At 42.4% G+C, this 25,055-nt stretch carries 21 protein-coding genes and 1 pseudogene; 8 read left to right on the top strand and 14 right to left on the bottom strand.

What is annotated here, in order from left to right; all coding sequences use genetic code 11:
* Positions 1 to 40 precede the first annotated feature (40 nt).
* A complete protein-coding gene (locus NI469_RS00700; protein ID WP_253174229.1) occupies positions 41 to 1,027 on the bottom strand; it encodes an alpha/beta hydrolase in 987 nt (328 codons plus the stop codon).
* A gap of 266 nt (positions 1,028 to 1,293) precedes the next feature.
* On the opposite strand from NI469_RS00700, the gene NI469_RS00705 reads away from it, so the two are divergent.
* Both NI469_RS00705 and NI469_RS00710 read left to right on the top strand, forming a co-directional pair.
* On the top strand, positions 1,294 to 1,737 hold the full coding sequence (locus tag NI469_RS00705) for a universal stress protein (RefSeq protein ID WP_004278834.1): 444 nt from the start codon (positions 1,294 to 1,296) through the stop codon (positions 1,735 to 1,737).
* A gap of 136 nt (positions 1,738 to 1,873) precedes the next feature.
* Positions 1,874 to 2,320 carry a universal stress protein gene (locus tag NI469_RS00710; protein ID WP_004278835.1) on the top strand — a complete coding sequence of 149 codons (447 nt, stop codon included), beginning with the start codon at positions 1,874 to 1,876 and terminating at the stop codon, positions 2,318 to 2,320.
* 33 nt (positions 2,321 to 2,353) lie between these two features.
* Here NI469_RS00710 and NI469_RS00715 read toward each other — a convergent pair whose 3' ends face one another.
* Both NI469_RS00715 and pepN read right to left on the bottom strand, forming a co-directional pair.
* Positions 2,354 to 2,563, bottom strand: coding sequence for a hypothetical protein (locus NI469_RS00715; RefSeq protein ID WP_004278836.1), 210 nt, complete (start codon positions 2,561 to 2,563; stop codon positions 2,354 to 2,356).
* A 215-nt stretch (positions 2,564 to 2,778) separates the two neighbouring features.
* Positions 2,779 to 5,385, bottom strand: a complete 2,607-nt coding sequence (gene pepN, locus NI469_RS00720; RefSeq protein ID WP_004731462.1) for an aminopeptidase N — start codon at positions 5,383 to 5,385, stop codon at positions 2,779 to 2,781.
* A 361-nt stretch (positions 5,386 to 5,746) separates the two neighbouring features.
* Between pepN and NI469_RS00725 the strand changes: the two genes are divergently transcribed.
* The 3 genes from NI469_RS00725 (at position 5,747) to thiM (ending at position 8,206) form a co-directional block, all read left to right on the top strand.
* A complete protein-coding gene (locus NI469_RS00725; protein ID WP_004278839.1) occupies positions 5,747 to 6,004 on the top strand; it encodes a hypothetical protein in 258 nt (85 codons plus the stop codon).
* 161 nt (positions 6,005 to 6,165) lie between these two features.
* On the top strand, positions 6,166 to 7,326 hold the full coding sequence (locus tag NI469_RS00730) for a hypothetical protein (RefSeq protein ID WP_004278840.1): 1,161 nt from the start codon (positions 6,166 to 6,168) through the stop codon (positions 7,324 to 7,326).
* 31 nt (positions 7,327 to 7,357) lie between these two features.
* Positions 7,358 to 8,206 carry a hydroxyethylthiazole kinase gene (gene thiM, locus NI469_RS00735; RefSeq protein ID WP_082180536.1) on the top strand — a complete coding sequence of 283 codons (849 nt, stop codon included), beginning with the start codon at positions 7,358 to 7,360 and terminating at the stop codon, positions 8,204 to 8,206.
* A 584-nt stretch (positions 8,207 to 8,790) separates the two neighbouring features.
* Here the strand turns inward: thiM and NI469_RS00740 are convergent.
* Positions 8,791 to 10,314, bottom strand: a complete 1,524-nt coding sequence (locus tag NI469_RS00740) for a TerC family protein (RefSeq protein ID WP_253174230.1) — start codon at positions 10,312 to 10,314, stop codon at positions 8,791 to 8,793.
* Positions 10,315 to 11,055: 741 nt separating this feature from the next.
* Between NI469_RS00740 and NI469_RS00745 the strand changes: the two genes are divergently transcribed.
* Positions 11,056 to 11,520, top strand: coding sequence for a MarR family winged helix-turn-helix transcriptional regulator (locus NI469_RS00745; RefSeq protein WP_004278843.1), 465 nt, complete (start codon positions 11,056 to 11,058; stop codon positions 11,518 to 11,520).
* Between the two features lie 77 nt (positions 11,521 to 11,597).
* Here the strand turns inward: NI469_RS00745 and NI469_RS00750 are convergent, their stop codons facing one another.
* From NI469_RS00750 to NI469_RS00770, 5 genes are all read right to left on the bottom strand, one after another.
* Complete coding sequence (locus NI469_RS00750; protein WP_005247305.1) at positions 11,598 to 12,260, bottom strand: SOS response-associated peptidase family protein; 663 nt, start codon at positions 12,258 to 12,260, stop codon at positions 11,598 to 11,600.
* Positions 12,261 to 12,352: 92 nt separating this feature from the next.
* Positions 12,353 to 13,801, bottom strand: coding sequence for an aldehyde dehydrogenase family protein (locus tag NI469_RS00755; RefSeq protein ID WP_253100631.1), 1,449 nt, complete (start codon positions 13,799 to 13,801; stop codon positions 12,353 to 12,355).
* A 127-nt stretch (positions 13,802 to 13,928) separates the two neighbouring features.
* Entirely contained in the window at positions 13,929 to 16,094 is a 2,166-nt protein-coding gene (locus NI469_RS00760) for a malate synthase G (RefSeq protein WP_253100634.1), read from the bottom strand.
* 366 nt (positions 16,095 to 16,460) lie between these two features.
* The gene (gene zapE / locus NI469_RS00765; protein WP_005252217.1) at positions 16,461 to 17,612 is read right to left on the bottom strand and encodes a cell division protein ZapE; all 1,152 of its coding nucleotides are present in this window, start codon (positions 17,610 to 17,612) and stop codon (positions 16,461 to 16,463) included.
* Positions 17,613 to 17,696: 84 nt separating this feature from the next.
* Complete coding sequence (locus NI469_RS00770) at positions 17,697 to 18,704, bottom strand: helix-turn-helix domain-containing protein (RefSeq protein ID WP_253100637.1); 1,008 nt, start codon at positions 18,702 to 18,704, stop codon at positions 17,697 to 17,699.
* A 219-nt stretch (positions 18,705 to 18,923) separates the two neighbouring features.
* On the opposite strand from NI469_RS00770, the pseudogene NI469_RS00775 reads away from it, so the two are divergent.
* Both NI469_RS00775 and NI469_RS00780 read left to right on the top strand, forming a co-directional pair.
* Positions 18,924 to 20,373, top strand: a pseudogene (locus NI469_RS00775) (flavin-containing monooxygenase).
* 67 nt (positions 20,374 to 20,440) lie between these two features.
* Positions 20,441 to 21,349 carry a LysO family transporter gene (locus tag NI469_RS00780; protein ID WP_253174231.1) on the top strand — a complete coding sequence of 303 codons (909 nt, stop codon included), beginning with the start codon at positions 20,441 to 20,443 and terminating at the stop codon, positions 21,347 to 21,349.
* A 38-nt stretch (positions 21,350 to 21,387) separates the two neighbouring features.
* Here NI469_RS00780 and NI469_RS00785 read toward each other — a convergent pair whose 3' ends face one another.
* The 5 genes from NI469_RS00785 to rpsA form a co-directional block, all read right to left on the bottom strand.
* Complete coding sequence (locus NI469_RS00785; RefSeq protein WP_253174232.1) at positions 21,388 to 21,657, bottom strand: hypothetical protein; 270 nt, start codon at positions 21,655 to 21,657, stop codon at positions 21,388 to 21,390.
* 126 nt (positions 21,658 to 21,783) lie between these two features.
* On the bottom strand, positions 21,784 to 22,464 hold the full coding sequence (gene pyrF / locus NI469_RS00790) for an orotidine-5'-phosphate decarboxylase (protein WP_005263339.1): 681 nt from the start codon (positions 22,462 to 22,464) through the stop codon (positions 21,784 to 21,786).
* Between the two features lie 36 nt (positions 22,465 to 22,500).
* Positions 22,501 to 22,860 (bottom strand): lipopolysaccharide assembly protein LapA domain-containing protein, encoded by a 360-nt coding sequence (locus NI469_RS00795; protein ID WP_004278852.1) that lies wholly within the window; start codon positions 22,858 to 22,860, stop codon positions 22,501 to 22,503.
* Between the two features lie 24 nt (positions 22,861 to 22,884).
* A complete protein-coding gene (locus tag NI469_RS00800; protein ID WP_004278853.1) occupies positions 22,885 to 23,190 on the bottom strand; it encodes an integration host factor subunit beta in 306 nt (101 codons plus the stop codon).
* 163 nt (positions 23,191 to 23,353) lie between these two features.
* Complete coding sequence (rpsA, locus tag NI469_RS00805) at positions 23,354 to 25,030, bottom strand: 30S ribosomal protein S1 (RefSeq protein ID WP_004278854.1); 1,677 nt, start codon at positions 25,028 to 25,030, stop codon at positions 23,354 to 23,356.
* Positions 25,031 to 25,055: the final 25 nt, after the last annotated feature.

The raw sequence follows: 25,055 nt of genomic DNA on the forward strand, positions 1-25,055 counted from the left end.
ATGATCAAGCCTGAGAGATTCATTTTGCACAATTTTCTATTTAAGGGGAAAGCTGATGTAAAAAATCCAGGGTTTTGACAAAAGTTTGCTGACTTTCCTTTTTGCCCATAAAAAACTGATATTCATGAATGAGCCAGGCCTTAGACTCTGGATAGAATATTTCAGTCACAGCAACCTGCTGTTCCTTCAAAGCTTTTACAAATGGTAGCGACTGTGTATCGGTCAGAAAGTCCTTGTTCCCACCACTGATCAGGACAGGTGGATAAGACGGCGTAATATACTGAATCGGAGAAATCTGCTTTAAAAACGCGGCATCATGTTTACGCTCGCCGGTATAAGCCTGAATCAGGTTAAAGACACCCCATTCGATAATTTTCATTTCTTCAGGTGCTGTGCTGGAAAATGCTTCCAAGTCATAAATTCCACAATGCAAGATTAAACCTTTAAGCTGCGCAGGTTGCAGATGAGGCTGAATACCAGATTGGTTGGCAAATACAGGGTTGGTCAAAAGCGCGGCATAATGGCTGGCCATATTCGCCCCGGCAGAATCTCCGGCCAGATATAAGTTCTGGGCATCGATTTGGTAGGTGTCTGCATAGGTATCTAGAAATTCAAGTGCCTGATTGATCTGGTGTAACTGGCTAGGATAGGTCGCTTGTGGCGCAAACTGGTATTGTACGGATACCACATTATAGCCCTGTGCCGCCAGCAGCTTGAAATAACCGCGTGCATGTTCTTTAGAACCTGAAATCCAGCCGCCGCCATGAATCCAGACAATAGTCGGTCGCGGGCCAATACTGGCAATATTCTGCGGCTGATACAGATCCAGAGATAATTTCTGTTGCGGCGCATAGGTAATATTTTGCTGGACGATAACCGCACCAGGCGCATAATGATCCATCACTTTTTGCTGCAAGCCTGTGGTCAGGTTAAAAGCACCGGCAATGACTTTACTGTTCTGTGCGGTCTGACAGCCGGAAAGAATAACTGAACTTATGAGCAAAAGATGAATGGCAAAAAACCTCAAAACAGTCCCCTATACATGATCTAAAAACAGGCTACGGCAGTTTAAACCATCCTGCTGTAAACGAGGACTATTCATCCTCTTATTTTTGATCATTAAAACTGCAAATCCGAGTCTTTTACTCTGTTTTTTTTATCACTTTTACATGAAAAATATTTGTAATTTAATGAGTTTTTTCAATTTTACCGCTTTTTTGCAATTGCACCCGCCACAGCACTGTGCTATCAATAAACCAAGCCTAAAAATCAGACAACCTGCGGAGAAAAGCCATGGCTTATCAACATATTTTAGTCCCAGTGGACGGTTCAGAAATTTCCTTTTCTGCAGTACGACATGCTGCCAAAATTGCCAAGGCATTCGGTAGTCAGCTTTCCCTGATCAGCCTGATCGCAGAAGATCCTTTTACCGAGGCTGATTTCTATTACAGCTCCTCTATCATGAAGGAATATTTTATCGAGGCACATGCCAATGCCAAAAAGGCCTTGAAAGAAGCCACTGCCATCGCAGCCGGTGAAGGTATTGAAGCGCAATCCCGCATTGTCACAGGTTTAGTCAATGCAGAACATATTGCTGAAACCGCGGGTGAGGTGAAAGCCGACCTGATCGTCATGGGTTCTCATGGCCGTAAAGGCTTCCAGAAAATGATTCTGGGCAGCTTTGCACAAGATGTATTGGGTGCGAGTGAAATTCCCGTACTGATCGTGAAAAAATAATCCTGATGCTGCGCATCTTCAAGATGCGCAGTACTTGCTACTTTTACATTTGGAAGTCTAACAAAACATGCTGTGGAGATTTACTCGCTTAAACCACACTCCCCCTTTACTGCAATAATAAATATGAGGAAGCACCATGAATAACTATGATCATCTTCTCGTAGCACTCGATGAGTCCTCGATTTCCTATGCTGCCGCAGATCATGCCCTGGAACTGGCCAAAGTATTTCATAGCCATGTCACTTTACTCAGTGTGATTGCGGTGGATCCCTTTAAGGGCGTAGATTTTTACAAAGTTGCTCCTGCAGTCACAGACTATTTTATGCATGCAGAACAAAATGCGCTGGATCGTTTAAATGAACTGAAACTGAACTTTGTTCGTGATGGCATCCAGGTGACGACAAAAATCCTGCATGGCATGGCACCGTCAGAAGGCATTATGCAGGCTGCAAATGAATCCCCGACCGATATGATCATTATGGGTTCACATGGTCGTAAGGGTCTGCAAAAACTCATGCTGGGCAGTGTCGCTCAAAATGTTCTGGCACTTTCCTCTATTCCAGTACTCATCGTCAGACAATAAGATGCTTGATCAAAGCCTGTATGATGCAGGCTTTTAGCGAAGTTTTTGATTTAACTCACTTAAGAAAATTTCAGCATCAAGCTGGCTTTGAAATACTTTTTTGTATTCTCCGACCTGCTGAATGGAATGCGGCGTATATTGAATGGAGATTTCAAGTAAGCCATTTTCAGGATTCTTGCTGACATGTACGGCAATAATATGCTGGCTATTTAAATAAAAACCATCTTCAATTTTCACTAACATATCTTGGACAACCTCTAGTAAGCGAATCTGTAGATCCCTTTACCTAGCTTACAGCTTAATAAACAAATACTCTTTTCCGTATAATCATACTGTAACACCCTTTGGTACTTACCTAGGCCTTTAGAGAAATTCAACTGTATTTAAAGCCAGCATTTGAAATAAACAGGAAATAAAAAACCGGATCAGGTCGATCCGGTTTTTTATGAATATTGATGTTATACGCTGAGCATACTATTGAGTGTCTCAGACACATTTTTAGATTTAACCAGTGGCTTTAAGGTTTCAAGCTGTGCTTTCACTTCACTGCGTTGCGGTTCTGCCAAGGTATACCAGCGTGACAATACCTGTAGCAAACGTGAGCCTACAATCGGATTTTTCTCGTCCAGATATTTTGCCAGTCCAATAAAATGCTGCACGCCAAAGCTCCAGGTATTGACCGGATTAGCATTCAGCCCCCCGCTCACTGCACGGATACGGTTAGGCACAGCCAGATCATAATCCGGATGCTGGGTCAGATACGCAATCGTTGCATCCGTTGCTTTTGGATGTGCTGCCTGAACCATAAACCATTGGTCTAAAGACAAGGCTTCATCTTCAAAGCGGCTATAGAAATCTGCCAAAGCTTCTTCTGCTTGTGGTGCATCATTCCAGACCAAGACTTTCAGCGCACCCAAACGTTCAGACATATTCCCCGTGTGATATTGCTCATAGGCTAAATCAAAGGCAAATGCATCTCCCTGACGAGCCATCATCGTCAGCATAATATTTCTTAAAGCACGCACACCCATCGCTTGTGAGAATTCAGATTGCAGATCAGGATCCAGATTAAGATAAGTTTCTTTCGCTGTTTCTCCAAAAGCACGTGCCAGAGTATGTAGCAAAGCCTCACGCTTTTCCTGAATCATGACCGGATTATAATCCTGATCAATACGGCTACCTAAATAACCTTCCGACGGTACATCAAACAGACGTGATGCCAACAGCGGATCTTTCTCAATCACATCCGGCAAGGTATTGAGCATAGCCTCGATATAAATTTCTGCAGGCTGGTCATCCAGCAAGATACGCTCGAGTAAGGTCTGAGTTGCTTGCCACTGGTTAAAACCATTGGTCTCGTATTGCAACAGGAAAGCCAGTTCTTTTTCTGAATAGTCAAAGTCCAGATTCACCGGTGCAGAGAAATTACGCAGCAAGGACACCACCGGTTTTGCTGTCACACCGCTAAATTCGATCGTGGCTTCATCCTGATCAAACAGATACACGCCATCTTTGACGCCATTTTCAAAGAGTGCCTCAGAGTTCAGCGTTAGCTGCTCACCGCTTTCAGCATCAAACAATGCCAAAGCCACTGGAATTGGAACTGCTTTCAGATTCGGGTATTTGGCATGCGGTTTCAGGCTTTGCTTGAAGTGAAGACGATAGATTTGGGTCTCAACATCGTACTCAGCTTTTACTTGCAATTTAGGCGTACCTGGCTGGTTGTACCAGGTCAGGAAGTTTGAAAGATCCACACCTGAACCTGCTGTAAGCGCGGCCACCCAATCCTCAACTGTTACCGCCTGACCATCATGACGGCGGAAATATTCATCGGTTCCCTGACGGAATTTTTCCTTGCCAAGCAAGGTCGCCATCATGCGGTTAATTTCCGCACCTTTTTCATAAACAGTGGCAGTATAGAAGTTGTTAATTTCTACAAAATGATCCGGACGCGGTGGATGCGACAGCGGCCCTGAATCTTCCGGGAACTGATGCGCTTTGAGAACTGCTACATCATCAATACGTTGTACCGCAGCCGACTGTAAATCTTCCGAGAAAGACTGGTCACGGAATACAGTCAAGCCTTCTTTCAAACATAACTGGAACCAGTCACGACAGGTAATCCGGTTACCAGTCCAGTTATGGAAATATTCATGTGCAATGACTGACTGCACTCGCATGATTGCGGCATCAGTGGTGTACTCTTCATCGGCCAGCACGCATGAAGTATTGAAGATATTCAGACCTTTATTTTCCATGGCACCCATGTTGAATGCACTGGTCGCCACAATCATGTAGTTATCCAGATCATAAGGCAGACCATAATGCTCCTCATCCCAACGCATGGAATGTTTGAGCGCTTCCATGGCGATCTTGCATTTTGGAATATCTTTTTCTTCTGCATAGATTTCCAGAGCTACATTGCGGCCTTCCGATGTGACATAAGAATCTTTCATCACGGCCAGATCACCAATCACACAAGCGAACAAATAGCTCGGTTTCTTGGTCGGATCCTGCCACACGGCATAGTGACGATTGGCATCGACTTCACCGGTTTCCAGCAGGTTACCATTTGCAAGCAAAACCGGATATTTCTTATCTGCTTCGACACGCGTCGTAAAGACCGACAACACATCTGGACGGTCTGGATAGAAAGTAATTTTACGGAACCCTTCTGGTTCATTTTGGGTCACAAACAGATCTGAACTGGCCTGATATAAACCTTCCAGCATCGTATTACTTTCGGGGTGGATTTTAACCACAATTTCAAGCAACACTTGATCAGGTGCATTGGCAATGACCAGCTGTTCAGCATCCAAGTGGTAGTCACTGGCATTCAGGGTTTGACCATTTAACTTAATCGATTGCAGCTCTAGATCGCGGCCAAGCAGAACCAGATCGCCAGCAGTTTGGCGCTGCATCTCCAGCTTGCTGCTGACCAGACTGTGGTCACTATAGACTTGGATATTCAGGTCGATGGAATCAACAATAAAGGAAGGTTTTTGATAGTCTTTTAAATAAATGGTTTGATCCGCTTCGATCACCGGGTTTGCCGCAATATTCATGTCCTGTCCTAATCTTTTATCGTGTTCGACATTGTTCATGTCAAAATCATACGCCAAGTTTTAAACGCTGTCTGTGCATTTGTATTGTTAGATCTAATATGGGCATTTCATGCACCACTTTCAATGCATTCTGCCTAATTGAGCAGCACTCGACTCTACATAAGAAATATCTGTGCCATAAAAATAGTCAGGATCATAATTTCTGACATTTTCATAAATAACTGATTTAAAAATATATAATTTTATTTGCTGAGTACCGAATAAATTCTGATTAATAAATGAGCACACTTCTTGCTACAGTTAAACTGTGTTTTTCCACACTTCCAATGAAAGAATAATGATAACGATGATGAGGTGAGCCATGTATTTAAAACAGCATGTTGTACGGATCGAAAATATCAAAACTTTGCAGACCCTGGATCAGGCCAATATTGACCATAAAGTGATTGCCCTGTTGATGAGCTGTGAAGGCATTCCGCTTCAGGCCCATGAAGTGACTGCCATTCTCAACACCTACGATGCACTCGGTGCCAAAAAAGTGCCCTCTAAAAAGGTTCAGGCCTTAATTCATGCCAAACACCGCGGCGAGGAGGACGACACATTACCCTGCCCGGTTTAAAAAACGTCATTTCATGTTTTTAAAATCAGAGCTACTTCGGTAGCTCTTCTCTTGTTTGGGTGACTAATTTTGATTTAGAAAAATTGCACCAGTCCACTACGTTTGCATCTCATCAGCCGTGTATAATCAAATGCCCTTCCATTCTAGAGTTGCTCGCGACCATGGTATTCAGTGTTCTGCAAAAACAGCTTGATGAAAGTACTCACTGCCCATTGTGTAAGGCATCGATGTATTGGATTGAGGCAGAACAATATGATCAGGAGCTGAGCTATCATGAATGCAGCCATTGCCAGCATCAGCTTTACTCCGATCAAAAGCACAATTGTTATTGCGAACAATGTCTGGCGCAGCGTAAACGCATGCTCAAGGAAGTCCGTTTACAGGAAAACCGTCAATATCATAAAAAACAGGATCGGCCGGTTCTTGAGCTGAATCAGCTCAGTTTTATCAATAAGCTGTTTTTACTTTCGGTTCTGGATGAACAGGTGCAGGAATATAGTCAGCACCGTGAATATATTGACTGGCATCAAATTCGATATTATTCCATCAGTCCCAACTATCTGTTTCAGCATGGTCTGGTAAAAATCCTAATCAGGGATCAGGTTCTGATTCCCAAAGATCTCCAGCAGGAAAATCAGCATTATTATATTAATGTGCGACTGGATGGTTATTCTGAACCGACCCTGTTCAGTATCACCCAGCAGCTGCGCAACTGGTTTTATCAAAACCTGAGCCAAGGTGTGCCCTTTAAAAGTGCAGATGAAGTCAAAGATGCACTCTATTGCCTGCTATATGAAGAAATCATTCAGTTTGCCCAATTCTATTGCCGTAGCTGGAATGTGCAAATTGCCGGAAATCAGAGCTTTCAGACCTTTTGCTATCGTCTTTTGGATGTACTGGCTGTGGGTCAGATTTATTATCTGGTGCAGACCGGGCTGGAATATCTATATAAACAAAAAGCCCTCAAGCCCCGCAATGAAAACTTTATTAATACCAATCTGCTGAAAAAAACCTTGCAGCAGTACCGCGAACGTTCAGTTACAGAAAAATGGGAAACCTCTACCCTGCCGCGTCCACCGCAACTGGCATTCAGCAAGATGAGCGAAATCCTGTTTTATCGGTTTTTGGGCTATGATGAAAATATCTTCTTTCAGCCGGTGTGGCGTTCGTGGCACAAGATCGAACCTCGCCTGAAATTTTATTCCCAGAAACGTTGTATGCACTGCGGCTCACAGGAACTGTCGGTGGATTATGATGCCAGTGACTATGTCAGCCTGTTCTGTCGTAGCTGCAAGCATCAAGACCATTATTTTACCCGCTGACCGAATACAACGAATCTTTCTCCTATTCTAAATGACCACGATGACTACTTCGATGCAAGCATTACAGCAAACACTTCTGGACCAGATCTGTGAAGCCTGGTTGAAACTTCAGCAACAGCAACCCCTGGTGCATATCATGACCAATACGGTGGCCAGCAACTATGTCGCCAATATTGTACTGGCTGCACATGCTTCTCCGGCCATGATCGACAATCCTTTTGAAGCTGAAAGTTTTGCCAAGATTGCAGCAGCAATCAGTCTGAATCTGGGTACACCAACTACCGAGCAGGTTCAGGCGATGCAGATTGCTGCGAAAACTGCACATCAATTGCAAAAACCGTGGGTGCTTGATCCGGTCGGTTATGGAACAGTTCTGCGCTGGCGTTCTGGCGTCGTAGATCAGTTGATGCATTCCCAGCCTACGATTTTACGAGGCAATGCTTCTGAAATTGGTGCTTTGGCTGGCAAGCAGATCGAGTCCAAGGGTGTAGACAGCACAGTAGACAGTGCGGATGTTTATTTACAGGCGCGAAGTTTGCTGGATCATTGTGAATGTATCGCGATCTCCGGTGAATCCGATTACATTATTTCGAAAGACTATCCTGTGATACAGGTGTCAGGCGGTTCTGCTTTACAGCCCCGAATCACGGCAATGGGATGTGCACTCGGGGCACTGATTGCTGCATATAGCGCAGTAACGTCTCCAGCGCTTGCTGCATTAACTGCACATGTACATTTTGCCATTGCCGGACAATTGGCATTTGAACGTGCGCAACAGTTAGGCAGTTTTAATGTCGCCTTTCTGGATGAAATCCACCAACTCAATACTGAAACAATCCGAAAATACGCCAACTTTAAAATTCTGCCAGAATCCATTTAGTTTACTGGTCGCTTCACAGGGTGTTTGTTCTCCTAAATAGATAAACGCCCCTATTTAGATTGATCCTGCCCATTTGCTCTATTGATCTCCTTAGAAATGTTTTGTCTAGCTCTTTCGGAGATCATTTTTGAGTAGTTTTATTCTGAACTGAGTAGGCTTCATGCAACTTATCTGGCGATTTCCACACAAACGGTTTCCATTTTACTTAAGATCTGTTTGCATCATGCAAATCTAGTTCATGTGAATTGTAGTTCAATTTTTTGTCAGTATTTAAATATGACTTTTAAGTTTTGATTAACAGGTTACATGAATCAATATTTGAAGCCTGATCATGCTTATTTTTGATTGCTGATTTGACTTTTTCGGCTTTAAAATTTCAGTGCAATACTGGGATATTTAGCTCAATCTAGAACATGAATGATAGTATGAATAGACTGATAAAACTCAGTTCGAACAATGAGCTAACATTATTTCTATCTAAATTTTTTAATGAGCCCAACTCAGAAAATGCATTAAAAAAGCCAGCTGCCACTAAAGCAACTGACTTTTAGAATTTGAACAAATAACGTATTTAAAACACCTGTTTAAACTGCGTAATGAATGCTGACCGACTTGATACGATTGCTTTCAATTTCAGTGACTTTGAACTGTACACCCTGATAATTTAACTCGGTGCCAACTTCAACCGTACTGTTGGTTTTATCCAGAATCAAACCCGCCACACTGATATAACCGGCATCTTCGTCAATCAGATCAATCATGCCAAGCTCAAGCTCAAGCTGATACAGGTCTAACATGCCCGATGCGATCCAGTGCGTATCATCGACTCTCACCAAATCCAGCTGTTCATCAGCATCCGGGAATTCACCGGCAATCGCTTCAAACACATCCAGCGGTGAAATCAGACCCTGCACATTACCAAACTCGTCACTCACCAAGACCAAAGAACCTTTAGAAGTACGCAAGGTATTAATCGCGTCAATAACTTTCATCTTTTCAAAGATATAAATTGGGCGATGACGTTTAATCAGTGCTTTTAATTCTTCCGGCTCTTCCAGTACATCCAATAATTCTTTGGCACGTACTACGCTAATCACCTTATCTAGGCTACCGCGACATACCGGGAACAGACTGTGTGGAACAGATAGAATTTTTTCACGGATCTGTTCTGGGCTATCTTCTAGATCAACCCATGAAATCTGACCGCGCGGCGTCATGATCGAAGCGACTGAACGCTCTGCAAGGGTAAGCACCCCACCAATCATATAGCGCTCTTCATCTGCAAAGGTTTCTTGTGCCTCATTATTTTGATTATCGGTCGTCTCTAGCTTGCCACCCATTAACTTCAGGATCGAGTCAGCCGTACGATGACGCAAAGGAATCTTAGATTCATGTTTAGCAGCATTACGCTGACCGAACTGGTTAAATGCTTCGATTATGATCGCGACACCAATACCTGAATAGATATAGCCTTTAGGAATATGGAAACCAAAACCTTCTGCAATTAGACTGATACCAATCAAAAGTAGGAAGCTTAAACACAGAATCACCACGGTTGGATGACGGTTCACAAAGTTGGTCAATGGTTTCGATGCCAGTAGCATCACGCCCATTGCGACAATCATTGCAGCCATCATGACATAAATATTGTCGACCATACCAATGGCGGTAATCACTGAATCTAAAGAGAAAACAGCATCTAAAACAACAATCTGCGCAACAACAGCTGTGAAACTTGCATATACCACATTGGTAGACACTGTGACTTCTGGTTTGCCTTCAATCTTTTCATGCAACTCAGTAACGGCCTTATACACCAGGAACAAGCCACCAAATAATAAGATCAGGTCCCGACCGGAAAAAGTCCAGTCCAACAGTGTAACTAGTGGTTGTGTCAAAGTGACTAACCAGGCAATGGCAAATAACAGGCCTAGACGCATGAATAATGCGAGTGACAAACCGACAACACGCGCTTTATCGCGTTGTTCAGGAGGAAGTTTTTCAGCCAGAATGGCAATGAAGACTAGGTTATCAATACCTAAAACAATTTCAAGAATAATAAGAGTAATTAAACCTACCCAGATTCCGGGATCTAATAAAAATTCCATTAGAGAATTACCCCGTTCGAGTAAGCTAGAAATAGAGATGGAAGATCAACGCACGGCGAGGGATCCATTAAAATAAAACCTATGCAACTTAAGACTATTCCATTATGCATAAACTGAGTATTTTGTAATGTATTAATTTATAAAAAAATTACATGATCATGATTTTATTGAGACTTTTATGATCAACTGATTGATGCTGAAACTGATTAATTTTAATTTTTTCTACATCATTTATTCGAATTGAATTAAAAATAAACAGAATTTAGTTTGATTAGACCATTACTTTTAAGGTCACTTAAAGATTAGAGCATAAACTATTTTTTTATTGAAAGAACAATCACTTAAAAATATAGCTGTAAATAATCATTTACTATATTGACTAAAACCACTCAATCACCCTATATTTCTTAAATCGATTAATTTATTGAAATACAATTATTTGCATTAAAACCTATTCAGACAGGCTGCTTAAGAACAATAAAAAGTCTTGGAAAACATTTCTACTCACGAAATACATAATGAGGAATTAAATTTATACAAAATATTATCGCCTTTCATCCGATTTTAAAGAACAGTCTCCGCGCCAGATAAGGCTCACATGCAGAACTGATCAACTCCTTGGGATGTTAAGCAAAACTAAAAGTGTTAGCGCTTTAACATTTTTAAAATAAAGGTTGAAATATGCATAAACTTTTTCATAAAATGAAAGGGCCCTAGAAAAATAAATACAAGGAACATTTCATGACTAAGAAATATGCAAAATTTTTGCCGTGTACGGAAGAATTTAATTTAGAAAACTTTCCATATTATTGGGTAACTCAGGTTCATGCTCAATACGTCGTTAATGTCGATCATGCACTAAAAAAGTATGGTGTTGACAATTCCCGCCGCCGCATCCTTCTTGCACTAAAAGCCAAACCGCATGCCAGTGTTTCTGATTTGTCAGAGATGGTTGTTTCTAAAATGTCGACCACGACTAAAATTGTCTACCGCTTAAAAGACGAAGGTCTGGTTGAAACCTATTCATGTGAGGATGACGCACGGATTACCCGAGTATTTTTGACTGACAAAGGCATGCAAATGACACATAAGATCAATGATCTGACCAATGTCGTACTGGAACAGTCATTTGAAGGCCTGACGCCTTTGCAAATTGAAAAAACCATGGAAAGTTTACGTCATATTTTCAAAAATTTAGCTCGTTAAAGACCTACTTTTTATTTTAAATAGACGCTGGCGAATTGGCGCATACTTTATAATAATAAATAATTCGCCAGAGCTTTCTAAAAATCAAAAAAGTTCAGTTGTGGACTGACTTTTTTGATTTTTTCTTTTGGTACATGTGAGCATTCAAAATCTTCTACCGGAAAGCCCTCTACAAAGCTACGAATATCCGGATGCCTTAGCGTTAGCCATTCTTGCAGTCGCTGCTGTGGAATCACAATAACCGAGCGTTTGATATTACCCGGCTCATGAAACTCCTTCATCATGGGATGGTCAATTGCATCCATGGTAATCATACTGGCAGAGCGTACAATTTCCCCTTGTACCCGAGCAATCTCATACACAGCTGCAATAAAAGTCGCCTGACCATCTTTACGTCTTACACCCCAACGCTGCGGTTTATTGTCAAAATATTTGGACTCATAAAATTCCGATACCGGAATGACGCCAAAATGACATTTGGCAGTGGCCTCAGCAAAAGTGGGCTTTTGCAGTAAGGTTTCATTTCTGGCGTTATAGGTCTTGGTGCCTATAGTTTTGTCTTCTGCCCATTTCGGAATGAGTCCAAAATTCACGGAACGCCATTCCAGTCCTTGAGCGGAATGAAATAAAAGTGGTGTAGCATAATTGGGATAGACCTCCTCTGGATATTCAAAAGGAATTTCTGGCAATCCCAGGTTATGCAACTGTTCTAAGGTTAAAGGCTTAAAGTTGGCACACATGGTTCATATATGTAAATCATTCGACCATAAGATTATAGCGTGATGCCAAGTCGAAGCCTGTCGTATTTCTATAGTTTTAGGCGCATTGCCTGTTATGAATTCGGTACAGTCAACCAATGTGTTCGGGTAAACTCCTCAAAAATCCAGCGGCCATTAAAACGACCCAATCCTGAATTTTTTTCGCCGCCAAAGGGTGCATTTGACTGGTCTGCTACACTAATGCCATTAATATGCGTCATACCAATATCCAGTTGTGCGGCAAAAGCAGTGCCTCGATCGATGTTTGAAGTACATACTGCACTGGATAAGCCAAACTCGGTCGCATTGGCTAGGTTTAAAGCATGCGCTTCATCCCGGGCTTTTAAGATAGGTAAAATCGGACCGAAGCTTTCTTGCTGCGCCAGATCGGAATCTTCCGCGACATCAATAAAAATATGTGGATAGACCAGATTCCCTTCAATTCCTCCTTCATAGACCAGTTGTGCGCCCTGCTCGCTGCCTGTTTGAATGATCTGTTGATGCTTTTCAACCTGACTCTGGTTAATGATTGGACCAATCACTGTATCTTCCAGATTTGGATCACCCACCGGAATTATTTTGATCCGATCCAGGAGCTTATCTACATAAGCATCATGAATAGAGGCATCGACAATGACCCGGTTAGTACTCATGCAAATTTGTCCCTGATGCATAAAACGCCCCATCAGCGTTAGTTCAACCGCAAGATCAAGATCGGCATCATCCAGAATGACCAAAGGTGCATTGCCACCCAGTTCAAGTGCCAGACGTTTGATTCTCGAACTGGCTAGAGCCTTACTGCCAACACTTTTTCCCACTTCGGTGGAGCCGGTAAATGAAATCATTTTCGGCACTGAATGCTCAACAAAATAATCCCCGATTTCACTGCCAGCACCGGCAACAATATTCAGTGCACCTGCAGGCAAACCTGCCTCTTCAAATAATTTACCAATTAAGGTGCCGCCAGTCACTGGTGTATCACTGGCTGGCTTCAGCACAACGGTATTACCACAGGCAATTGCAGTTGCCACTGAACGTAAGGATAAATGAAATGGAAAGTTCCATGGACTAATGACAGCAATCACGCCTAAGGGCTTGCGCAAAACCATACTTTTACGTGCCGGATCCTTACTTTCCAGCTGTTCTGTTTGGATCCAGTCTGGAAAAGCCAGACTTTCCTGAATGATGCCCAGAGCAGCATCCACCTCAACGCCGGCTTTAATGCGCGTACTGCCTGATTCAATAATGAGCCAGTCAATGATTTCGTCCCGACGCTGCTGAATGATCGCGATTAAATTTTGCAGCACTGTTTTACGTACTTCAATGGATTTCAAGCCCCCTTGCTGGAAAGCCTGCTCTGCTGCGGTATAAGCACTGTCGACATCGACAGAACTGGCAGCTGCCATGCTAAAAATTTCGCTCTGGGTATAGGGGTTGATATTTTTTATTGTTCTGGTTGAAGTACCAGCTTGCCACTGACCATGAATAAACTGCTGGTCTAAATTTTGATATACCGTTGTCATTTTATTGTTTCCTCGCATGCTTTGCCCCACTTTAAAAGTTCGGCTGGAAAATTTCTAGTCAGAACGACAGCGGCTTACCATTAGACAATAAAAAAGCCTCCGAAGAGGCTTTTTAAGCTAGACAGGATTAATCACCTTTATAACCTTTTAACTTTAAACGCGCTGCATGTAGAAGCGGCTCAGTATAACCTGATGGCTGCTCACCACCTTTAAAGATCAGGTCAGATGCTGCCTGGAATGCAATATTGTTGGCAAAGTCAGCAGACATTGGCGTATACAGTGGATCATTGGTATTTTGCTCATCCACAATTTTCGCCATACGTTGCATGACTTCTTCTACTTGCTCACGACTTACGATACCGTGACGCAACCAGTTCGCAACGTGTTGTGAAGAAATACGTAGAGTTGCACGGTCTTCCATTAAACCGACATCATTGATGTCTGGCACTTTAGAACAACCTACACCCAAATCTACCCAACGAACGACATAACCCAAGATACCTTGACAGTTATTTTCGAGTTCTTTGGTTTTTTCTTCTTCAGACCAGTTAGTGTCTTTCGCCAATGGCGGTGTCAACAAATCATCTAGAGATAAAGGCTGAGTCGACAATAGTTCTTGCTGACGGTCTGCAACATTAATCTGGTGATAGTGAATCGCGTGGATCACCGCACCTGTAGGTGATGGAACCCATGCACAGCTCGCACCCGCTTCAGGATGTTCAGTTTTGGTTTTGTACATGTCAAGCAGCATGTCTGGCTTTGGCCACATGCCTTTACCGATTTGTGCTTTGCCACGTAAACCTGCTTGCAGACCGATCATCACGTTACGGTTTTCATAAGCCGGGAACCAGATTTGGCCTTTTACTTCGCCTTTACGAACGAATGGACCAGCTTCCATAAAGGTATGGATTTCATCACCGGTACGGTCCATGAAACCTGTATTGATGAAGATAGTACGATCTTTGGCTTGTGCAATACAGTTCTTCAAGTTCACAGAAGTACGGCGTTCTTCATCCATGATCCCGATTTTTAAAGTTTTTGCAGGTAAGCCAAGTGCCTGTTCGGCACGTTCAAACAATTCAACGGCAAATGCCACTTCTTCAGGACCATGCATTTTCGGCTTAACGATATACATTGAACCTTGACGCGAGTTCTTGATCGTGTTTTCACCTTTGATGTCTGCAAAAGACAACAATGGCGTAACCAATGCATCCATGATGCCTTCATAGATTTCTGCGCCATCTACCAGAATCGCAGGGTTTGTCATTAAATGACCAACATTACGCAGCAACATCAATGAACGGCCGTGAACTTTAGTTTCACCACCTTCTACATTTTTGAAAGTACGGTCTTCATTCAGTTTACGGGTAACAGTTTTACCGTTTTTCTCAATAGACTCTTCTAAAGTACCTTTCATCAGGCCTAACCAGTTACGGTAGCCTTCTACTTTCTCTTCAGCATCAACAGCTGCAATCGAGTCTTCCAAGTCCTGAATGGTCGTAACCGCAGCTTCAAGAACTACATCTTTTACACCAGCGGCATCAGTTTGGCCAATCGGGCTGCTGGCATCAATTTGCACAATAGCGTGCAGGCCATTATTTTTAAATACGATTTCAGTCGGTGCTGAAGCTTCGCCATTGTAGCCAACGAATTTAGCTGCATCTGCCACAGTTGTTTTTGAACCGTCTTTTAGGGTAACAACCAGTGCATTAGCTTCAACTGCGTATTGAGTTGCATCTGCATGCGAACCTTGTGCCAATGGGAAAGTTTCGTCGAGGAAATTCTTTGCAAATGCGACAACTTTTTCACCACGTTTCGGGTTATAGCCTTTGCCTTTTTCCGCGCCATCTTCTTCAGAGATGACATCGAAGCCATAAAGTGCATCGTACAAAGAACCCCAACGTGCGTTTGCAGCGTTCAGGCAGTAACGTGCATTACGTACCGGTACCACCAACTGTGGACCTGCCAGTACTGCAATCTCTTCGTCTACATTTTCAGTGCTGATTTGAAAATCTTCTACTTCTGGTAACAAGTAGCCAATTTCAGTCAAGAAAGCTTTGTAAGCTTGTAATTCAAATGTGTTATTGCGGTGCCATTCATCAATTTTCGCCTGAATGTCATCACGCTTAGCCAAAAGTGCTTTATTTTTAGGGCTAAGATCAACAACGACTTGTTCAAAGTTTTTCCAGTATGTTTCGCTGTCTAAACCAGAACCTGGTAGTGCTTCATTTTCGATGAAATCGTAAAGTTCTTTAGCAATCGCTAACTTGCCTTTTTGAATACGTGCAGTCATTGTCTTTCCTGATATTGCTACTTTTTATACAAGAGATTCTAGTATACCGATTAAAATCTAGCTGAATAGTATTATCACATTGCTAAATACTGAGCATTTTTTCCAATATGAATACCCTCATAAACATATTTGATCTTTGTCAGTTGCAAATAGATATCATTCTGCTAAATACCTTAATGACAGTGTATAAAGTTTTCGAAATGTAGAAATTAGACTTAAGTTCAGATTTTCGAGTAAAAATTATGCATTCTAATTATACACGATCATATTTAGATCAAGATTAAGCCATGTTTGATCAGGCTTGTCGATAATTTAAGTACCTATTTTTATAAAAAAAGCGCCAGTAAATAACCAGCGCTTTTATTCTTACTCTCCGTTCACGGAGGCGATTTTCTCAATCTGGCGATGTTCAGAATTCAGGTATTCATCCGACTGCATTTCCAGCAAACGGGAACGGGTCCGTTCAATTTCAAAGGCGAGTTTCTCACCTTGATAAATATCCACGATATTATCTTCCGAGGTTAAGAGTAACTTGACGCCGCGGTCATAAAATTCATCGACCAGATAAATAAAACGGCGTGTTCCATCATTCAGAAAATCGGTCAGGTGCGGCACATTACTCACCAAAACCGTATTATAAATATTGGCGATTTCAATAAAATCAGCTGGACTGCGGGGCTTTAAACACAGTTCAGAAAACTCGCACCACAACACATCTTCAGTATGTGACACGGTTTCAACAATACGGTTGTTAATAATAATCGGCTCTTCAGAACAGGTCTGAGTCTGGGTCAAAGCACTAAAACGTTGAGCAATCCAGTTTTTATGATCATGGGTTAATGGGAATTTAAACAGTTGTGCCTGTTTTAGAACCCGTAGACGGTAATCGACTCCGGCATCGACATTTAAGACCACACAGTTTTTCTTGACCAGTTCGATGGTAGGCATAAAACGGTCACGGTGAATGCCGTTCTTATATAAACCGTCCGGTGCGATATTCGAAGTAGCAACCAAAGTAATACCGCGTTCAAATAGCTTCTGGAACAGATCGCTCAGAATCATCGCATCCGTTACGTTGGATACAAAAAATTCATCAAAACAGATGATGACCGCTTCTTTATAAATCCGATCCGCCACGATATCTAGCGGATTACGCTGTCCGGATAATTTGTTTAACTCACGATGCACATGCTGCATAAAATGGTGAAAATGCATCCGGGTTTTACGGCGAAATGGAATCGAATCGTAAAACTGATCCATGAGCCAGGTTTTGCCACGTCCTACTCCGCCCCACATATAGACGCCTTTGGGAGACGTCTGACGACGAAAACGGCGAAATGCTTTTTTCGATGCCTTAAAACGCTGAATCAATTCCAGCCAGACACGATTCAGTTCATGTACTGCCATTGCCTGTGCTTCATCAGGCATAAACTGTCCTGAAGAGATCGCTTGCGCATAACGTTCTGCAGGAGAAATCGGACTAAAAGCGGTGCTGTGCTGTGAATTAAAATCGGACATAGAATTTCGTACTATTTGGGATCAATTTAATTATAGCGGAGTTTAATCAACACGCTATAACACTTTGGCATAAACAAACTTAGGCTATTTTATATATTGCCGAGGACTTTGCCCAAACCAGCGTTTAAAGGCATGGTTAAAAGCGGCCGGCTCGGAATAGCCTAATAATTCTGCAACCATTTCAATCGAATACTGTTTGTATTCAATTAATCGCAAAGCTTTATCTTTAATAATTTCTTCGCGAATCTGCTTATAACTGGTATCACACTGCTGTAACTGATGCCGCAAGGTTCGTTCCGGGATATTCAGTGCTTGTGCTGTTTCAGCCATGCTCGGCATCAGGCCGCTTTGAATTTCCAGATAATCCTGCACGCGCTGCACCACAGTCGGCGTCTGCTCATCCTGTTGCAAACGTTCCAGTTCAGCCAGACATTTGGCTTCATAGACAGCAAAAGTCACCGCATCCGCAGAGGGAATTTTAATATCCAGAACCGCATCATCAAACCAGAATGCTGCCCGAGATGCATCAAACTGTACCTGTGTTCCATAATAATCATGGTAGACCTTTAAGGTATTCAGATCTTCTGGATAGGCAAATGGCAACTCGATCCGCAAATCAGGTTTGGATAAGCCCATCAATTTGTAAATTTCCCGGATAAACTTAAACGTCCCGGAAATCTCCGCCTGTGCCAGCAGCCTTCCCAAATGATCATCCTGCTGCTTGGCTCGATAACACAGCGCGCTATGATGCTCGCTTTGCTGCAAGGCCAACTGACCGGTCAAATGCGTCAACTGCTGAAAACGGATCACCTGATTCAGTGCATCACGTACCGTAGGACTGGTCACCAGCAACATGAGTAAGGGACCATAACCTGCCAAAGCATAATGCTGGCCAATCAATAATCCCTGTTCAGGCGGGATTTCCTGTCCGACCACCTTAAGCACATCATGTTCCAGACTGGGGTGAATCACCGAGCTCGGATCAAAGGCATCTACACGCAGCCCAATGTTTTGCAGTTTCTGATCGACCTCCATGCCAGCCTTACGCATCCCTTGAATCAAATACATCAGACTGAGAACAGAACGTTTCATAACCATACAAATACAATGTGATTGCTCTAGTTGTACTATAAAAATAATGTGTCGGCTATTGCCGATTAGATCAATTTTCTATCTAATCATCAAGGAGCGAATTACGATAAATATCCAACATTAAAATAAGTAAGGAATGTACTGATGCTAGATCATGCCACCGCTACACGTTCCCATCCCCATACCAAAGTTGCCATTATTTGAGCAGGTTTCGGTGGTATCGCCATGGCATTACGTTTACAACAGCATGGTATTTATGATTTTATTATTCTTGAAAAAGGTAGAAATTTTGGCGGAACCTGGCGGGACAATCAGTACCCTGGAGCAGCCTGTGATGTGCAATCACATTTATATTCCTTGTCATTTGCACCGAAAAGCAATTGGTCCAAACGTTATGCGGAAGCACCCGAGATATTTTCTTATATTCAGGATCTGGTGACCGGTTATAACCTGCGTGCTTTTTGCCGTTTAAATACCGAGGTACTAGCAGCACATTACCAGGCAGACCACTGTCTATGGCAATTACAGCTTCAGGATCAAAGTATCCTTGAAGCCCAGTTTGTTATCTTCGCTTCCGGGCCTTTACATATTCCGCAGATTCCACATATTCCAGGTATTGAGAAATTCCAAGGCAAAGTCTTTCATTCTGCGCAATGGGATCGCGCTTATGATCTGACTGGCAAAAATGTCGCATCGATTGGGACAGGTGGCAGTGCCATTCAATATATTCCGGAAATTGCCCCGCAATGCAAACATCTGTATGTCATGCAACGTACTGCGGCTTGGGTCATTCCTCGGGATGAACGTGCCTACCCTGACCTTGAGAAGAAACTATTTAAAAAATATGACTGGTTTCGAAAGCTACACCGTGCCCGCCTATATTGGTCAAATGAATCGCGTGTCGTACCGATTGTCAAACCGGGCATTATGAAATTCACCCAAAAACTGGCAGAACTATTCATTAAATATGAGGTCAAAAACCCTGAATTGGCCAAAAAACTAACTCCCGATTACATCATGGGCTGCAAACGTATTCTGGTTTCAAATAAATACTTCCCGACGTTTAACCGCCACAATGTAGAACTGGTGACCGAGAAGATTCAGGAACTGACTGAACACAGTATCATTACACAAGATGGAAAAGAGCGGCCGATTGACTGTCTGATTTATGGCACCGGATTCATTACCGATCCACGTATCTATATGAAGAATTTTCAATGTACCGGGCTCGATGGTGCAGAGCTGAATGAAGTCTGGAAACAAGGCGCTGAAAGCTATTATGGAATTTGCATGAAAGACTTTCCAAACCTGTTTCAGTTACTGGGGCCAAATACCCTATTGGCACACAATTCTGTCATTTTTATGATTGAGGCACAAGTTGAATATATTTTGCAATTGATGCAACTGGTCGATCAATCCCAAAGCGATGCCATTATGGTTAAAGACCAGGCACAAGATACATTTAATCAGCAGGTGCAACATATGTTTGAAAAGACCGTGTGGCAATCTGGCTGTGTCAACTGGTATCAGCAGGAAGGTGGCAAGAACTTTGCCTTATGGCCAACTTATACCTGGAAATACTGGCTCAAAACCAAAAAGCCAAATGCCAAATGCCAAATGCCAAATGCCAAATGCCACAGATTATCGATTATTGAATAAAGTCGCCTAAAAGCTTTTACCATCTGACATCAAGCGGTGGCATAATTTATAGGTAATTTTTTCAATCCATTAAATTTATGCAATCGCTTTGGCTTATCTTTCAGCTTCTATTCTGTCTAGCACTCGGTTTTGCCATGGCAAAACAAATTCCGCTTTCGATTATTAAAATCTGTTTCAAGCTATTGCCCTATTTTAGCTATGTTTTATTGATTGCAATTGCCTTTGAATTTTCACAATTGGTAGATGAATTGCAGCATCCTCTCCAGATTTTGAGTACGTCGATCAGCATTGCCTTTCTGACCTCGCTCGGTGCTTTTGCATTTTGCTATCTACTATTTAAATGGGCAGGTTATCCTCCTAGTTCCGGTCGGGTATCCGTCGACCTGGTGCTTAAATCCCTACTGAACATGAGCTATGCCTTTTTGGCTCTCGCAGGCGGATATTGTTTACATACGGGCTTGAATCTATTTGATCTATCCGTGCAAATCAGCACCTGGCATTTGTTGCTGGTATTTATGTTCATGATTGGCCTGGATCTGGCTTATTCACCTTTAGATCGTTCCTGGTTAAATTTTAAAATTCTCTTAGTTCCGATTGGTTGTATTTTTGGTTCATTATTTGCAGTCATGCTTTATTCATTCTGGAATACAGACATCAGTCTAAAAGATTTGATCATGCTGTCACAAGGCTATGGATTTTACTCAATGTCAGGTGTTGTCGTAACAGAACTCAGAAATGCAGAACTCGGCAGTATCGCGCTAATGAATGACCTGTTTAGAGAAATTTTTGCCATCTTACTCATGTATTGTATGGGCTGGAGATACCCAAGATCCGCCATTTCCGCCGCGGGGGCAACTGCAATGGATGTGACTTTACCGATGGTTAAACAGGCTTGCGGGCATGATTTTATTCCACATGCTATGGTCAGTGGTTTTATTTTGTCACTGTTAGCACCAGTCACGGTGAGTGTACTGGCAGCGATTTAATTGTTTTATCGCTTTCTCAATCTCACTAAATCCCTTTTTTATAAAGAGGGACCTCTCCTCCCTGAGTAAGCTCTAAACCAGAATCTTAAAACGAAGCACAAGCAAGAAGGCCGGGAGGGCTGACTAAAACTTAAATCAATATCACTTAAGGCATCGCCTACTGTTTCAATAACATCCGAAGCAAGACTGATGGCATCAGATGCCAAACTGACCACATCGATCCCCGCTGTCCAATCTGCTGAGCTTGCCTGCTGTTGTTGCTGTTCTTGTTGCTTAAGTTGTTCTGCCTGTTGAATATTTTGAATCACGTCATTCTATGCTTTTTCTAATTGTGGTTCAGATGAAGTCATCATTTTTCCTTTTTATTTTATAATCATTTTTTCAATATATAAAAAAGCCTTTCGACTGAAAGGCTTTTTGTCATTCAAACCATATTAAAGCGTTGCCAGAATATCTTTTAAGGTTTGGCGCATATTTTTAGACTGAGTAATCGGGCGACCAATTACCAGATGTGTTGAGCCATCTATCATTGCCTGTTTCGGTGTCACAATACGTTTCTGGTCATCTGCATTCGACCCTTCTGGACGAATGCCGGGTGTCACCAATGCAAAGTCTTTTCCAATCGTTTCACGCAACATTTTCGCTTCTTGAGCTGAGCAGACGACACCATCTAGACCACTATCTTTTGTTAGTTGTGCCAGACGTTTTACATGCTCATTTGGTTCAATATCCAGACCAATATCTTTCAAGTCTTCACGGCCCATTGACGTCAATACAGTTACTGCAATCAACTGAGTCTTATAATTACCTGCTTGCAAACGCTCTACACAGGTTTCCATCATCTTACGGCCACCTGATGCATGCACATTCACCATCCACACACCCAAATCTGCTGCCGCGCATACAGCCTGTGCTGTTGTATTTGGAATATCATGAAATTTCAGATCCAGAAATACATCAAAGCCTTTATCTTGAAGTGCTTTGACAATGATTGGACCTTCATGGGTAAATAACTCTTTACCAACTTTTAGTCGACACAAGGCAGGATCTAACTGTTCTGCAATGGCTAAGGCATCAAATTGGCTTTTGGCATCTAGTGCGACGATGATACTCAAGAGATTACCCCTTCATATAGGCAAAAAATAAGCCCATTATAATGGGCTTTGATTTTCATTGGTAATATCTAATACAGTTTTTTCATGCCGGGTATGGGCTGCTGCTTCAGCGGCCATTAACTTGGCTGTATTCAACTGTTCCTTACGTAGATGTTCAATGTCTTTACGCAGTCGTTTTATTTCCCAATTCGTCTGAAAAACCCGGAAGATCTGAACGCCCAATAACAGGCCCAAAACGACACCTAAAGATAACGTGAGGAGAAGTAATAATCCCAGGCGCATTGCGGGAACTTGAGTAAATAACAAGTCCACTGACAATTCGGTACCATTTTGCAAAACCAAAGCTAATGAATAACCAAACAGTACCAATAAAAGAATGACCAGAACGTAACGCATGAACACCCCGCAAAATATTTACAATTATTTTTGTGCAGACTCGTTCACAGCGTCACGAAGTGCCTTGCCTGGTTTAAAGTGCGGAACTGCTTTTGCAGCCACTTCTACTGATTTACCAGTTTTAGGGTTACGACCTACGCGCGGTTCACGGTGATGCAATGCAAAACTACCAAATCCACGAATCTCGATACGATTGTCAGTTGATAATGCTTCTATCATTTGATCAATCATAATTTTAACTGCTTCTTCCACTAAAGGCTCAGCCAAATGCGGATTTTTTAACGCAATACGCTCTATTAAGTCAGACTTATTAAGTGCTTCAGTAGTCATCTGCGACCTCTTTAATTATCAAGCTACTTGGGATCTATTTCCCGATAATAACCTGTTTAAATACAAAACGGTAGCGCAATAATTAAATACTACGCTACCGTTTACAGTATTTGTATAAAAAGTATTAGTTAACTTACATTAACAATACAATTCAAACGCTTACTTAGTTGCCCATTTGAGCTTTGATCAGGTCACCAATCGTCTTAGGACCATTGTCTTGACCAGCAGGAGCTGTTTTCAAGTTAGCAACTGCTTCTTTCTCTTCAGCTTCGTCTTTCGCTTTGATAGACAAGTTGATTGCGCGAGATTTACGATCTACGTTGATGATCTTCGCTTCAACTTCTTGACCAACTTCAAGGAACTTAGTTGCATCTTCAACGCGGTCGCGGTTGATTTCAGATGCTTTCAGAGTCGCTTCAACTTCGTCAGCTAACTTAACAGTCGCGCCTTTAGCATCAACTGCAGTTACAGTACCTTTAACCAACGCACCGCGTTCGTTAGCAGCAAGGAAGTCATTGAACGGATCGTTGTTCATTTGCTTGATGCCAAGGCTGATACGGTTGCCTTCAGCGTCTACAGAAAGGATAACCGCTTCAACAGTGTCGCCTTTCTTATAACGACGAATCGCTTCTTCGCCTTGTTCGTTCCAAGAAATATCAGACAGGTGAACTAGACCGTCGATACCGCCTGGTAAACCGATGAAGATACCGAAGTCAGTGATAGATTTGATCGTACCAGAAACTTTTTCGCCTTTGTCGTGGTCTTTAGCAAACTCTTCCCATGGGTTAGCACGAGTTTGTTTGATACCAAGAGAAATACGACGACGCTCTTCATCAACTTCAAGAACCATAACATCAACTTCGTCACCAATCTGAACAACTTTAGATGGGTGGATGTTTTTGTTCGTGTGATCCATTTCTGAAACGTGTACTAAACCTTCAACGCCTTCAGCGATTTCAGCGAAACAACCATAGTCAGTCAGGTTAGTTACGCGCGCTTTAACGATTGAACCTTTAGGGTAACGGTTCATGATCGCTAACCATGGATCTTCGCCAAGTTGTTTAAGACCTAGAGAAACACGGTTACGTTCGCGGTCGAATTTAAGTACTTTAACAGTAACTTCTTGACCAACTTCAACAACTTCTGAAGGGTGCTTGATGCGTTTCCAAGCCATGTCAGTGATGTGAAGAAGACCATCAATACCGCCAAGGTCAACGAATGCGCCGTAGTCAGTAAGATTTTTGATCGTACCAGTAACTGTTTGACCTTCTTCAAGCTGAGCAAGAAGAGCTTCACGGTCAGCTGAAGATTCAGCTTCCATAACAGCACGACGTGAAACAACAACGTTGTTACGTTTAGCGTCAAGTTTGATTACTTTGAATTCTAACTCTTTGCCTTCTAGGTGAGTAGTATCACGAATAGGACGAGTATCAACTAAAGAACCTGGAAGGAACGCACGTACTGGACCAATGTCAACAGTGAAACCACCTTTAACTTTACCAGAGATAACACCAGTAACGATTTCGCCGTCTTCAAAGATTTTTTCAAGTTTAGTCCAAGTTTCTGCGCGTTTAGCTTTTTCGCGAGAAAGAACTGTTTGACCCATACCGTTGTCAAGTGCTTCAACAACTACGTCTACAGTATCGCCAACTTGAACTTCAAGTTCGCGCTGTTCATTTAAGAACTCAGCACGGTCAACAACGCCTTCAGATTTAAGGCCAGTGTCAACAGTTACCCAATCAGAGTCAATGCTTACTACAACGCCCTGGATTACTGCACCCTTTTCAACGTTGAGGTTTAATTCGCTTGCTTCAAAGAGGGCTGCAAAAGATTCGGTCATGATATTTCCGATAAAGTCAGCGGTC

The organism is Acinetobacter lwoffii (assembly GCF_024129735.1).
Taxonomy (GTDB): domain Bacteria; phylum Pseudomonadota; class Gammaproteobacteria; order Pseudomonadales; family Moraxellaceae; genus Acinetobacter; species Acinetobacter lwoffii_H.